The organism is Simplicispira metamorpha (assembly GCF_004341365.1).
In the GTDB taxonomy this organism is placed as follows: domain Bacteria; phylum Pseudomonadota; class Gammaproteobacteria; order Burkholderiales; family Burkholderiaceae_C; genus Simplicispira; species Simplicispira metamorpha.
This window is the reverse complement of record NZ_SLXH01000011.1, coordinates 33006-46374: the sequence shown is the minus strand read 5'-3', so window position 1 is coordinate 46374 and position 13369 is coordinate 33006. Positions and strand designations below refer to the sequence as shown.

At 59.7% G+C, this 13369-nt stretch carries 11 protein-coding genes; 4 read left to right on the top strand and 7 right to left on the bottom strand.

The features are described 5' to 3' along the window. The first annotated feature begins 126 nt into the window (after nucleotides 1-126). Together EV674_RS07675 and EV674_RS07670 are read left to right on the top strand one after the other, a co-directional pair. Complete coding sequence (locus EV674_RS07675; protein ID WP_119012580.1) at nucleotides 127-927, top strand: outer membrane protein assembly factor BamD; 801 nt, start codon at nucleotides 127-129, stop codon at nucleotides 925-927. Between the two features lie 9 nt (nucleotides 928-936). Further along, the gene (locus tag EV674_RS07670) at nucleotides 937-1734 is read left to right on the top strand and encodes a PP2C family protein-serine/threonine phosphatase (RefSeq protein WP_119012579.1); all 798 of its coding nucleotides are present in this window, start codon (nucleotides 937-939) and stop codon (nucleotides 1732-1734) included. 18 nt (nucleotides 1735-1752) lie between these two features. Here EV674_RS07670 and zapE read toward each other — a convergent pair whose 3' ends face one another. The 4 genes from zapE to EV674_RS07650 form a co-directional block, all read right to left on the bottom strand. Continuing rightward, entirely contained in the window at nucleotides 1753-2856 is a 1104-nt protein-coding gene (zapE, locus tag EV674_RS07665) for a cell division protein ZapE (RefSeq protein WP_119012578.1), read from the bottom strand. A gap of 82 nt (nucleotides 2857-2938) precedes the next feature. After that, a complete protein-coding gene (gene lpdA, locus EV674_RS07660; RefSeq protein ID WP_119012577.1) occupies nucleotides 2939-4366 on the bottom strand; it encodes a dihydrolipoyl dehydrogenase in 1428 nt (475 codons plus the stop codon). 87 nt (nucleotides 4367-4453) lie between these two features. Beyond that, complete coding sequence (gene odhB, locus EV674_RS07655) at nucleotides 4454-5707, bottom strand: 2-oxoglutarate dehydrogenase complex dihydrolipoyllysine-residue succinyltransferase (protein ID WP_119012576.1); 1254 nt, start codon at nucleotides 5705-5707, stop codon at nucleotides 4454-4456. A 49-nt stretch (nucleotides 5708-5756) separates the two neighbouring features. Then, on the bottom strand, nucleotides 5757-8624 hold the full coding sequence (locus tag EV674_RS07650) for a 2-oxoglutarate dehydrogenase E1 component (protein ID WP_119012575.1): 2868 nt from the start codon (nucleotides 8622-8624) through the stop codon (nucleotides 5757-5759). A 244-nt stretch (nucleotides 8625-8868) separates the two neighbouring features. Between EV674_RS07650 and EV674_RS07645 the strand changes: the two genes are divergently transcribed. Together EV674_RS07645 and EV674_RS07640 are read left to right on the top strand one after the other, a co-directional pair. Next, nucleotides 8869-9918 carry an AI-2E family transporter gene (locus EV674_RS07645; protein ID WP_119012574.1) on the top strand — a complete coding sequence of 350 codons (1050 nt, stop codon included), beginning with the start codon at nucleotides 8869-8871 and terminating at the stop codon, nucleotides 9916-9918. 85 nt (nucleotides 9919-10003) lie between these two features. Beyond that, nucleotides 10004-11011 carry a D-2-hydroxyacid dehydrogenase family protein gene (locus EV674_RS07640; protein ID WP_119012573.1) on the top strand — a complete coding sequence of 336 codons (1008 nt, stop codon included), beginning with the start codon at nucleotides 10004-10006 and terminating at the stop codon, nucleotides 11009-11011. Here the strand turns inward: EV674_RS07640 and EV674_RS07635 are convergent. Genes EV674_RS07635 through EV674_RS07625 form a run of 3 tightly spaced genes read right to left on the bottom strand, consistent with a single transcriptional unit; the run spans nucleotide 10980 to nucleotide 13368 of the window. Then, on the bottom strand, nucleotides 10980-11381 hold the full coding sequence (locus EV674_RS07635) for a hypothetical protein (protein WP_119012572.1): 402 nt from the start codon (nucleotides 11379-11381) through the stop codon (nucleotides 10980-10982). The genes EV674_RS07640 and EV674_RS07635 overlap by 32 nt on opposite strands. Before the next feature lies 1 nt (nucleotide 11382). Continuing rightward, nucleotides 11383-11817: a DNA polymerase III subunit chi gene (locus tag EV674_RS07630; RefSeq protein WP_119012571.1), complete on the bottom strand. Its 435-nt coding sequence runs from the start codon at nucleotides 11815-11817 to the stop codon at nucleotides 11383-11385. Nucleotides 11818-11835: 18 nt separating this feature from the next. Continuing rightward, nucleotides 11836-13368: a leucyl aminopeptidase gene (locus tag EV674_RS07625; RefSeq protein WP_119012570.1), complete on the bottom strand. Its 1533-nt coding sequence runs from the start codon at nucleotides 13366-13368 to the stop codon at nucleotides 11836-11838. Nucleotide 13369 lies beyond the last annotated feature (1 nt).

Sequence of the window (13369 nt, the reverse complement as noted above, 5' to 3'; positions counted from 1 at the left end):
ACGGCGCCAGCCATCGCTGCCCTGCGTGTTCCTGCCACCATTACAATGCCCTGCCCCGGCCAGTCCTTCCATGGCACTTGGCCGCCCCAGACACCCATGCCTCTTATTGCCAGAAAGCCGCCCGCCATGCTGCGTTCGCCCTATGCGATTTTTCCTTCCCTGCTGGTTGCCAGCGCGCTGCTGGCAGGCTGCTCCAGCACCCCTGAGGACAAAACCGCAGGCTGGTCCACCGACCGCATCTACGCCGAGGCCCGCGACGAAATGGGCAGCGGCGGTTACGACAAAGCCGTCCCCCTGTTTGAAAAGCTTGAAGGCCGTGCCGCTGGCACACCGCTGGCACAGCAAGCACAGCTGGACAAAGCCTACGCCCAATACAAAAGCGGCAGCAAAGCACAGGCCATCGCTACGCTGGACCGGTTCATGAAGCTGCATCCCGCCAGCCCGGCACTGGACTACGCCCTCTACCTCAAAGGCCTGATCAACTTCAACGATGATCTGGGAATGTTCTCTTGGGTATCGCGCCAGGATCTGTCAGAACGCGACCAAAAAGCCGCCAAAGATTCATTTGAAGCCTTCCGCGAGCTGAGCACACGCTTTCCCGAGTCTCGCTACGCCCAGGATGCGCGCCAGCGCATGACCTACATCGTCAACTCCCTGGCGCAGTACGAGGTACATGTGGCGCGCTACTACTTCCAGCGCGGCGCTTACGTCGCAGCCATTGGCCGGGCCCAGAACGCACTGGCAGACTACCAGGCCGTGCCAGCCCTGGAAGAGGCGCTCTACATCCTCATCCAATCCTACGACGCCCTGGGCATGACCCAGCTGCGCGATGACGCACGCCGCGTCATGGATGCCTCCTACCCCCAAAGCACCTATCTCACGCATGGTTTCAAAAACAAGCAAGAGCCGTGGTGGAAAGTATGGTGAGTACAGGGCATGTCCAAAGCATTTCGCCTCACAGCTTCCACCGGAATCCACAAGGGTGACCGCGACTACCAGCAAGACCAAGTAGCTTTGCTGGCGCACCAACGCTACAACGGCTGCGTTCTCGGTGTGCTGGCCGATGGCATGGGTGGGCGCAGCGGTGGCCGCAAAGCCTCCGACCAGGTGATGATGACGGCGCGCCAGCTCTTTGAGCGCTACTCCCCCGACCACGACGACGCAGCCACTGTTCTCAAGAACATGGTGCAAGAAGCACACATCGTGATCCGGCTGACTGCCATCTCCGCAGAGCAAGAACCCCACAGCACCATTGCGGCGTTTCTGATCAATCCACGCGGCGACTGCCACTGGGTTCACTCAGGCGACTCGCGCATCTACCACTTCAGAAACGGTGCCATGGTGCAGCGCACCCTGGACCACTCCTATGTCCAGGCGTTGGTAGACCGGGGCGAAATCACCGAAGCCGAAGCCAACAACCACCCCCACTCCAACATCCTGGTCGGCTGCCTGGGCGCAGAAAGCGACCCGCCCATCGCCACCCACCTGATTTCCCAACTCCAGCCCGGCGATGTGCTCATGGCTTGCAGCGATGGCGTGTGGCACTACTTCTCGCCTGCTGAGCTGGCGTCGGTGGTGGAATCCCTCACGCCGCGCGAAGCCACCGAATTCCTGATCGACAAAGCCCGTGGTCGCGCCCGCGGCGGGGGCGACAATCTCTCTCTGGTGATCGTGAAAATCGAGGTGCTGGAAGAGCCGAAAAAGCCCCTCTCCATGCCTTTCCCCCCGCGCTAGGCGCAGGGTACGCTGGCATCACGTCAGGCCGGTGTCCACCACGCGGCGCTCCAGCGCCAGAAACTCTTTCGACTGCATCTCGTTGAGGCGCGACACCGTGCGCGGAAACTCGTGCGCCAGTGGCCCTTCGGTGTAGAGCTGCTCGGGCGGCACCGCTGCCGACACAATGAGCTTGACGCGCCGGTCGTACAGCACATCCACCAGCCAGGTAAAGCGCCGCGCGGGCGACGCCATACTGACCGGCATGTACGGTACACCCGACAGCATCACGGTATGGAACTGGTTGGCGATTTCCAGGTAATCGTTTTGCGATCGCGGGCCACCGCACAGCTCTTTGAAGTCGAACCAGACCACACCGCCCGCTTTGCGCCGGGCACGCAGCTCGCGGGCCTCGATGTGCAACACCGGGTCTTCGTCGTGGATTTCAGCCAGCTGGTCGAAAGCCTGTGCCATCTCCGCATCAGCCTGCGCGCCCAATGGCGTGTGGTAGAGCCGCACATGCTCGAGCGTGCGGCGGCGGTAGTCGGTGCCGTTGTCCACGTTGATGACTTCCATGCGCTGGTTGAGCAGCGCAATGGCAGGCAGGATGCGGTCGCGGTGCAGCCCGTTGGGGTACAGGCCGTTGGGCTCAAAATTGGAGGTGGTGACAAAACCCACGCCATTCTCAAACAGCGCCACCAGCAGGCGGTGCAGGATCATGGCATCGGTGATGTCGGCCACGTGGAACTCATCAAAGCAGATGAGCTTGTAGCGTTTGGCAATGCGCGCACCCAGCACATCCAGCGGGTTTTGCGTACCCTGCAAGCCTGCCAGCTCGCGGTGAACTTCTCGCATGAACTCATGAAAGTGCAGGCGCACCTTGCGCTTGAGCGGTACGGCGTCGAAAAAGCACTCCATGAGAAAGCTCTTGCCGCGCCCCACGCCGCCATACATATAGACGCCCTTGGGGATGTCCGGGCGAATGAGCAGTTTTTTCAGCGCATTGGAGCGACGTGCTTTGTATACCGCCCACTCATCGGCGCAGCGCTGCAACGCCTGTACGGCACGCAGTTGGGCAGGATCGCTCTGGAAGCCTTTGGCGGCGAGTTCGGCCTCATAGGCCTGGGTGACGGAAACAGACAACGCAGCGCCTTTTTGCTATAAAAAACAGAGCTACTAGCGCCCACCACGCGGGCGCTAGAGCCACTTTTTACCTTGACTTCTATCAGAAATTCAGGGTGCGCTTGTCCACGGCCAAGGCGGCTTCCTTGGTCGCTTCCGACAGCGAGGGGTGGGCGTGGCAGATGCGGGCGATGTCTTCGGCGCTGGCCTTGAACTCCATGGCCACCACGGCTTCAGAGATCAGTTCAGAGGCCATCGGGCCCACAATGTGGACACCCAGGATTTCGTCGGTAGCGGCATCGGCCAAGAACTTCACCATGCCGGTGGTGTCACCCAGCGCACGGGCGCGGCCATTGGCCAGGAACGGGAAGGTGCCGGCCTTGTATTTGACGCCGTCGGCCTTGAGCTGCTGCTCGGTGCGGCCCACCCACGCAATTTCGGGGCTGGTGTAAATCACCCAGGGAACGGTATTGAAGTTGACATGGCCGTGCTGGCCCGCAATGCGTTCGGCCACAGCCACGCCTTCTTCTTCTGCCTTGTGCGCCAGCATCGGGCCACGCACCACGTCACCCACCGCCCACACGCCGGGCAGGTTGGTCTTGCAGTCGCCATCAACCACAATCGCGCCGCGCTCGTCCAGTTGCAGGCCGACAGCTTCGGCGTTCAGGCCGTTGGTGTTGGGCACGCGGCCAATCGACACGATGAGCTTGTCGGCGTCCAGCGTCTGGGCTTCGCCCTTGGCGTTGGTGTAGGCGATGGAGACGCCCTTTTTGCCGTTCTTGATATCGCCAACCTTCACGCCCAGTTCAATCTTCAGGCCCTGCTTGTCGAAGGCTTTTTTGGCTTCTTTGGCGATTTGCTCGTCCACGGCACCGAGGAAGGTGGGCAAACCTTCGAGGATCGTGACATCGGCACCCAGACGGCGCCAGACCGAACCCATTTCCAGGCCAATCACGCCCGAACCAATCAGTGCCAGCTTTTTCGGCACAGCACCGATGCGCAGCGCGCCGTCGTTGGACAGCACGTTTTCTTCGTCAAATGGCGTTCCAGGCAAGGCGCGCGCGTTGGAGCCAGTCGCAACGATGACTTGTTTGGCCACCAGGGTTTCAGGCTTGTCGCCAGCCACTTGCACTTCATAGCCACCTTCCACTGCTTTGGCAAAGGAGCCGCGACCATGGAAGAAGCTGACCTTGTTCTTTTTGAACAGGTACAGGATGCCGTCGTTGTTCTGTTTCACGACGTTGTCCTTGCGGGCAATCATCTTGGCCACGTCCATCTTCACGTCTTTGGCGCTGATGCCATGCTCGGCAAAGTGGTGGTTGGCGTGGTCAAAGTGTTCGGACGATTGCAGCAGCGCCTTGGACGGGATGCAGCCCACGTTGGTGCAGGTGCCACCGGGTGCGGGGCCGCCCTTGTCGTTCTTCCATTCGTCGATACAGGCGACGTTGAAACCCAGCTGGGCAGCACGGATGGCGGCAATGTAGCCACCGGGGCCAGCGCCGATCACGACAACATCAAATGCTTTGCTCATAAAAATCTTTCTCAATCGGTTGCAAAAAAACCCACCGATGGGCGCCAGCACAAGCCGGGCCACATGGGTGGGTCAATCCATCAGGGTTTAGATGTCAAACAGCAGGCGCGAGGGGTCTTCCAGCGCTTCCTTCATCGCGACCAGGCCCAGCACGGCTTCGCGGCCATCAATGATGCGGTGGTCGTAGGACATGGCCAGGTAGTTCATCGGGCGGATGACGATTTGGCCGTTTTCCACCACAGCGCGGTCTTTGGTGGCGTGAACGCCCAGAATGGCCGATTGCGGTGGGTTGATGATGGGCGTGGACAGCATGGAGCCGAAGGTGCCACCGTTGGAGATGGAGAAGGTGCCGCCGGTCATTTCTTCAATGCCCAGCTTGCCTTCTTGGGCCTTCTTGCCGAATTCGGCAATTTTCTTCTCGATGTCGGCAAAGCTCATCTGGTCGGCGTTGCGCAAAATCGGCACCACCAGACCACGGGGCGAACCGACAGCAATACCGATGTCGAAGTAGCCGTGGTAGACGATGTCGTTGCCATCCACCGACGCATTCAGCACCGGGAACTTCTTCAGCGCATGCACCGCCGCCTTGACGAAGAAGCTCATGAAGCCGATTTTGACACCGTGCTCTTTGCTGAAGGCGTCTTGGAACTTCTTGCGCATTTCCATCACCGGGGCCATGTTCACTTCGTTGAACGTGGTCAGGATGGCGTTGGTGGACTGCGATTGCAGCAGGCGCTCGGCCACACGGGCGCGCAGACGGCTCATGGGCACGCGCTGCTCGGGGCGGTCGCCCAGGTTTTGCACTGCAGGCGCTGCCACTTGGGGCAAAGATTTGGCTGGAACGCCCGTGGGGATTGCGCTAGCAGCTACAACTTTAGTAGCACCAGCAGCCACAGCACCCAGCACATCGCCCTTGGTCACACGGCCATCTTTGCCCGTACCCGTGACGGCGGACACCGACAGATTGTTGTCAACCAGCAGCTTGGCGGCGGCAGGCATGGCCACGTCACCCTTGGATGCAGCAGCAGGGGCAGCCACTGCCGCAGCGGCCACGGCAGCCGCAGCGGCTGCGGGCGCAGCAGCGACGGCACCCGCAGTGGCTTCGGTGTCGATCTTGGCAATGAGTTGCTCGGCCACCACGGTGGCGCTATCGCCCTGGATGATCTCTGCCAACACGCCAGCAGCCGGTGCGGGCACTTCCAGCACGACCTTGTCGGTCTCGATCTCGATCAGGATTTCGTCGATGGCGACAGCCTCGCCGGCCTTCTTTTTCCAGGTCAGCATGGTGGCTTCGGCCACGGATTCGGACAGTTGCGGAACTTTGACTTCTACGATAGCCATTTGAATTCTTTCGGAAAGGGGGTTCTGTTCTGGATTCGGGTTGCTGGCCTTACTTGGTCAGTACAAAACCCTTGAGCTTGCCAAAGGCGCCGTCCACCAGTGCCTTTTGTTGTTCCTGGTGCAGGTGCGAGTAACCCACGGCAGGCGATGCCGAGGCTGCGCGACCGGAGTAACCCAGTTTCTGGCCATCCAGCATGTTCTCGTGGATGTTGTGCTGGATGAAGAACCAGGCGCCCTGGTTTTGCGGCTCGTCCTGGCACCACACGATGTCGGTGGCGTTGGGGTACTTCTTCAGCTCGGCAGCAAAAGCCTTGTGCGGGAAGGGGTACAGCTGCTCGACGCGGATGATGGCCACATCGTCCAGCTCTTTTTCTTCGCGCTTCTTGACCAGGTCGTAATAGACCTTGCCCGAGCAGGCGATGACACGCTTGACCTTGTCGTCCTTGAGCGCTTTGCTCTCGGGAATGACGGTCTGGAACGCACCCTTGGTGAACTCGGACAGCGGCGACGTTGCATCCTTGTTGCGCAGCAGCGACTTGGGCGTGAAGATGATCAGCGGCTTGCGCAGGTCGCGCACCATCTGGCGACGCAACACATGGAAAATCTGGCTGGCCGTGGTGGGCTGCACGATTTGCATGTTGGTATCCGCAGCCAATTGCATGAAGCGTTCCAGACGTGCCGAGCTGTGCTCAGGGCCCTGGCCTTCGTAGCCGTGGGGGAGCATCAGCGTCAGGCCGTTGGCGCGGCCCCACTTCACTTCGCCAGAGGCAATGAACTGGTCAATCACCACCTGGGCGCCGTTGGCAAAGTCGCCGAACTGCGCTTCCCAGATCACCATGGTGTTGGGATCAGAACCGGCATAGCCGTATTCAAAGCCCAGCACAGCCTCTTCAGAGAGGATGGAGTCGATGACGACGAACGGTGCCTGGTTATCGGCCACGTTTTGCAGGGGCACGTAGGTGCCGGTGTCCCATTTTTCGCGGTTTTGATCGTGAATCACGGCGTGGCGGTGCGTGAAGGTGCCACGGCCACAGTCTTCGCCCGACAGGCGCACTGGGTAGCCACTGGCCACCAGCGAAGCAAAAGCCATGCTTTCACCCATGCCCCAGTCCACGTTGGTCTCGCCCCGGCCCATTGCGGCGCGGTCGTCATAGACTTTCTTGACGAGTTGGTGCGGTGTGACGGTATCGGGGATGGTGGTGAGCTTTTCGGACAGGCGTTTCCACTCGGTCAAGGGGATGGCGGTATCACCCGCATCTGTCCACTTCTTGCCCACGAAGGGAGACCAATCGACCGCATACTTGCTCTTGAAGTTGGTCAGCACCGGATCAACAGTGTGCTTGCCCGCATCCATGGCGGCGCGATAGGCTTTGGCCATATCGTCACCCAGCGTGGCACCCAGACCTTGGGCGGCGAGCTTGTCTGCGTAGAGCTTGCGGGTTCCGGGGTGGGCCGCAATCTTCTTGTACATCAGCGGCTGGGTAAGGCTGGGAGTGTCTTGCTCGTTATGGCCCAGCTTGCGGAAGCAGGTGATGTCCACCACCACGTCCTGGCGGAATTCCATGCGGAACTCCAGCGCCAGCTGCGTGGCCAGCACTACAGCTTCAGGATCGTCGCCATTGACGTGCAGCACGGGAGCTTCGACCATCTTGACGATGTCGGTGCAATACACAGTCGAGCGCATGTCGCGCGGATCCGAAGTGGTGAAACCAATCTGGTTATTGATGATGATGTGTACCGTGCCGCCCGTGGTGTAACCACGGGTTTGCGCCAAGGCCAGGGTTTCCTGGTTGACACCTTGGCCGCCAAAAGCAGAGTCGCCATGCACCAGCACCGGCAACACTTGGCTGCCCTTGGGGTCGGCGCGGCGATCCATGCGAGCGCGCACGGAACCTTCCACCACCGGGTTCACGATTTCCAGGTGCGAAGGGTTGAACGCCAGCGACAGATGCACCGGGCCACCTGCGGTGGACACGTCAGAGCTGAAGCCTTGGTGGTATTTGACGTCACCGGCAGGCAAATCTTCGGGAGCGGTGTGCTCAAACTCGGCGAACAGGTCAGCAGGCATTTTGCCCAGCGAGTTCACCAAAACGTTCAGGCGACCACGGTGGGCCATACCGATCACAATCTCCTGCACGCCCTTGCTGCCTGCCGACTGGATGAGCTCATCCATGGAGGCAATAAAACTCTCGCCGCCTTCGAGCGAAAAGCGCTTTTGGCCCACATACTTGGTGTGCAGGTAACGCTCCAGGCCCTCGGCAGCCGTCAGGCGATCAAGAATGTGCTTCTTCTTTTCTGCACCAAAATTGGGCTTGCTGCGAATGCTTTCAAGCTTTTGCTGCCACCAGCGCTTTTGTGCCTGGTCGCTGGTGTACATGTACTCGGCGCCCAAGGTACCGCAGTAGGTTTCGCGCAGCGCATTGAGCAGCTCGCGCAGGGGCATCTTGTCTTTGCCGAAGAAAGTGTTGCTGGTATCAAACACAGTCTCTTGGTCGGCATCGCTGAAGCCGTAGAACGACGGCTCCAGTTCAGGAATGGCAGGGCGCTCGGTGCGCTTGAGTGGATCAAGGTCTGCCCAACGCTGACCGACATTGCGGTAGGCGGCAATGAGTTGCTGCACTGCGGTGCGCTTGCGGCCCATTTCGGCGTCGGCACTGGCAACCACCACTTTGGTGCCGCCAGCTTTGGCACGTTCGGCAAATGCATTGACTACTGGAAGGTGGGGCACATCTTTGGCGTTGGAACCATCGACTGCGGGAACATGCTGCAGCGCATCGAAATAATCGCGCCAGCTGTCGGGGACACTGCCTGGATTAGCCAGGTAGTTCTCATACATCTCTTCGACATAAGGCGCATTGCCGCCGAAAAGGTAAGTGTTGCCTTGGTAGGCTTGATAGACGGATGTCTTATCGCTCATATTCCGCTGACCTCAGCTTTCCTGGAGAAAGCATTAGCTGGTTTAAGAAACCTTCCGCGACACGGCTGAACCGATTGGCGGATGCGACTGTGGCTGGGGAAGGGCCTAGGGTACGGCCAGCATTGTGCCACTGAAAGTGCTCCCATGCGGCACGAAAAATGCCCATCTGGCATGCCTGCACTTCTGCGCGCACCATCGTGCAACTCGCTTACATTGGCTTTATTGCACAGCACAACACTTTCATATGACCTCGCCATCTCCACAGAACAAAACCTTCCTGTTGCTACTGGTTGCAGTGTCGTTGGCATTTGCAGCCATCCTGTGGCCTTTTTATGAAGCGGTTTTCTGGGGCGTCGTGCTGGCCATTCTTTTTTCACCACTGCATCGGCGCCTGCTGTTGCGCATGCCACGCAGGCACAATCTGGCGGCGCTGACCACTTTGGTGCTGTGTCTGATCGTAGTGATTCTTCCCATGACGCTGCTGAGCATTTCACTGATTCAGGAAGCCACTCACATTTATGACAGGCTGCGATCAGGGCAACTGAATGTGGGCGATTATTTTCAGCAAATCATCGCCGCACTACCCTCCTGGGCATTGGAGTTGCTGAACCGACTGGAACTGACCAGCATGGCAGCACTACAGCAAAAACTCTCCACCATTGCCGTGCAAGGCAGCCAACTGATTGCCACGCGCGCGCTCAACATTGGTCAAAATACTTTTCAGTTCCTGATCAGCCTTGGGATCATGCTGTACCTGCTGTTTTTCCTGCTTCGCGATGGCGCCGCATTGGCCATCAGAGTGCGCAATGCTGTTCCACTGGAGGAAGCACACAAGCGCGATCTGAGCCAAAAGTTCACCACAGTAATCCGTGCCACCGTCAAAGGCAACATTGTGGTGGCCGCTTCACAAGGGCTGCTGGGCGGCTTCATCTTTTGGGCGCTGGGCATTCAGGGGCCTGTGCTTTGGGGGGTTCTCATGGCATTTTTATCGTTGCTACCAGCTGTCGGAGCAGGGCTGATATGGGTTCCTGTGGCCATTTATTTTTTTGCTACCGGCGCACTCTGGCAGGCCGTCACACTCACTGCATTTGGCGTTTTCGTCATAGGCTTGGTAGACAATATTCTTCGCCCTGTTTTGGTGGGCAAAGACACCAAAATGCCAGACTATGTGGTGCTGATTTCCACGCTGGGCGGGATGGCGCTCTTCGGTTTGAATGGATTTGTCATCGGCCCCGTGATTGCAGCGTTGTTCATGGCGACATGGGATCTCTTTGCGCCAAAAACACCAACGTGAAAACAATCAACCTGCGCGGTGCGCTGCGCACAACAACAGCCCAATACGCCCGCGAATTGGATTGAAGCGCATGATGGAATAAACAATGAATATCGTGATCCTCGATGACTACCAGGACGCTGTGCGCAAGCTTCACTGCGCCAGCCGCCTGGACGCTTACACCGCCAAGGTGTACACCAACACGGTCAAAGGCTTGGGACAGTTGTCAGTGCGACTGAAAGATGCCGACATCATCGTCCTGGTACGTGAGCGCACACAAATCACCCGCCAGCTGATAGAAAAGCTGCCACGCCTGCGCATGATTGCCCAAACCGGCAAGGTCGGCAACCATGTGGATGTGCTGGCATGTACCGAGCACGGTGTGGCTGTGGCCGAAGGCGTAGGCTCACCGGTAGCCCCCGCAGAGCTAACCTGGGCGCTGATCATGGCCGCCATGCGGCGCCTGCCACAGTACATCTCCAACCTCAAGCACGGGGCCTGGCAGCAATCTGGCCTCAAATCGGGCTCCATGCCACCTAATTTTGGTATTGGCACCGTTTTGCGTGGCAAAACCTTGGGCATCTGGGGCTACGGAAAAATTGGTCAGATTGTGGCGGGCTATGGCCGGGCGTTCGGCATGAACGTGCGTATCTGGGGCCGCGAAGCCTCCCGCGCCAAAGCACTGACCGACGGATTCCAAGTTGCCAGCACCCGCGAAGAATTTTTTGCACAGTGCGATGTGGTGTCGCTGCATTTGCGGCTCTGTGAAGAAACACACGGCAGCATCACCCTCGAAGACCTCTCCTGCATGAAGCCGACGGCGCTGCTGGTCAACACATCGCGGGCAGAACTGCTGGAGCCTGATGCATTGATTACAGCGCTCAATCGGGGACGCCCCGGCATGGGCGCTGTGGATGTTTTTGAGAGTGAGCCTATTTTGCAAGGCCATGCACTGCTCAGGCTGGAGAACTGCGTCTGCACACCACATATCGGTTATGTGGAGCAAGACAGTTACGAGTTGTATTTCGGGGCAGCATTTGATAATGTGGTGAACTACATCAAAGGCACCCCCACCAACATCGTCAACCCGGGGGCGTTGCAGGTACGCCGCTGACCTGACTGCGGATTTCAGTGGCCATGCTGTGCTCAGCCAATTCATCGGCCACAGCCTCCCCAACCACTTGCCGCACAACCGACTCCACCTCTTCGCGCAGCCTCGGCAGCACGGATCTCGTCTGCTCTTGCACTACGGTGGCGATGGCATCGCGCAGACGCTGATCCAAAGACACATCCACGCGCTGCATGATGCAATGAACCAGACGCTCTTCCAATCCCGGGGGCAGTGCAGCGGGCAGCAATGCCGCCACAGGGACAGGAGCCTGCGCTGCCAAGACCACAGGCTGTACAGGCAATTCAATGGGATCAGGCACCACTTCGGTCAGGGTGGGTACAAAACGAGGGGGGGCTTTAGGATGCTTGACCATTTCAGGACTCCTTGAGCACCAGATCGTGGCGCACGATGGTATGCCCGCTCTGGGCGTATTGGCGCCAGCGTATGCGGGCACATTGCCGGTCGGCGTCGTCGTGGGCGGCGACCACTTCGATCAGACGCTCAAAAAGCGTGTAGCCCTGCGGCACCGCATCACCCAGGTTCAGTAACACCTCACGGTGTCTGGCCTGACGCGGATCGGTCAGCAGCAACACGGGCGATGCCTCCAGCAGTTCTGGCGCATCCTGCACTGTGCAATGGGCCACAAAATCTTGCGGCGCCATGTGCCACAGCATTTTGTCCAAGGACACCAGCGTGTCTGGTGCCCCCGTGATGACCAGCCGCTTGTCAAGGCACACCATTTTCCGCGCGAACCGGCAGGCATATGCCAGCTTGTCTGGCGCATTGAAATGGAAAGCAACTTCGGTCATGCCTGGCGATCACCTCACTCAGGTACGCCGTGCGCTGACCGCCTTGGCGCGGGGCGCACGCGCCGGCTTGGGAGCTGGCACAGGAACCGCAGCACACTCTGGCTGTCCTTCTGGCGCAGCTGCCGCATCGACCAGGTATTGCAGCAGCAAAGCCACCGGGCGCCCTGTTGCCCCCTTGGCAGAGCCCCCCTTCCAGGCGGTGCCAGCGATATCCAGATGCGCCCAAGGCCACTCGCCAACAAACCGTTGCAAAAATTTGGCTGCCGTGATGGAGCCTGCTGGCCGACCCGCTACGTTGGCCACATCGGCAAAATTGCTTTTCAGGCCCTCAGCGTAATCCTCGTCCAGCGGCAGGCGCCAGCACGGGTCTTGCGCCGCTTCACCAGCAGCCAGCAAAGCGGCGGCCAATGCCTCGTCACTGGAAAACAGACCGCTGCGCACGCCGCCCAAGGCAATCACGCAAGCACCGGTCAGGGTGGCAATGTCCACCACGGCTGCGGGCTTCAAGCGTGCGGCATAGGTCAGCGCATCGCACAGCACCAGACGGCCTTCAGCATCGGTGTTGAGGATTTCAATGGTCTGGCCGCTCATGCTGGTGACCACGTCGCCAGGCTTGATGGCGCGGCCATCAGGCATGTTTTCACAGGCAGGAATCAAACCCACCACGTTGATGGCCGGCTGCAGTTCGGCCAGCGCGCGGAACACGCCCAGCACGCTGGCGGCACCGCACATATCGAACTTCATTTCGTCCATTTCAGCCGCTGGCTTGATGGAGATGCCACCGGTGTCAAACGTGATGCCCTTGCCCACCAGCACCACTGGAGGCTGGGATTTTGCAGCGCCGTTGTAGCGCAGTTCAATGAAACGTAACTCCTCCTCAGAACCACGCGCCACCGCCATGAAGGCCCCCATGCCCAGCTTGGCCACGTCGGCAGGCCCCATCACCTTGCACTGCACGCCGGGGTGCTTGGCCAGTTCTTTGGCCGCCACCGCCAGCAGCGTAGGCGTGGCATGGTTGGCGGGGCGGTTGCCCCATTCACGCGCCAGCTCTACGCCCACGGCAGTGGCAACGCTGCGCGCAAAAGCGTCAGCGACTGCAGTGGTGTCCTCCACACCCAGCACCACACGGTTGAGCGTGCGCGCCTCAGCCTTGGGCTTGGTGGCGGTGTAGACATAGCTCACCTGCGACACCGCCATCACCGCAGCGGCCACCGCACCCGCATCGGCCGCACCCGCAAAACAAACCACCGCACGCTTGACCGTGCCGGTAAAGGCACCGGCCAACGGCTGTAGCGCCTGGCGCACGGCAGCCGCCTTGCCTGTGCCGATTCCGGCCAGCACCACACGGCGCGCCGCCACAGTGGGCACCTGGTAGCAATGCAGATTTTTGCCCGGCTTGGTCTGCAAATCTCCAATGTGCAAGGCCTGCGCCACCAGCGCCGAGAGTGCATCCTGGCCTGGGGCAAAGCCTTCAGGCACCAGCAAAACCAGCAAATCACATTTTTCTGTCACGGCTGCGGACAGGGTGAGCGACTTCAAATCAAAGTTCATA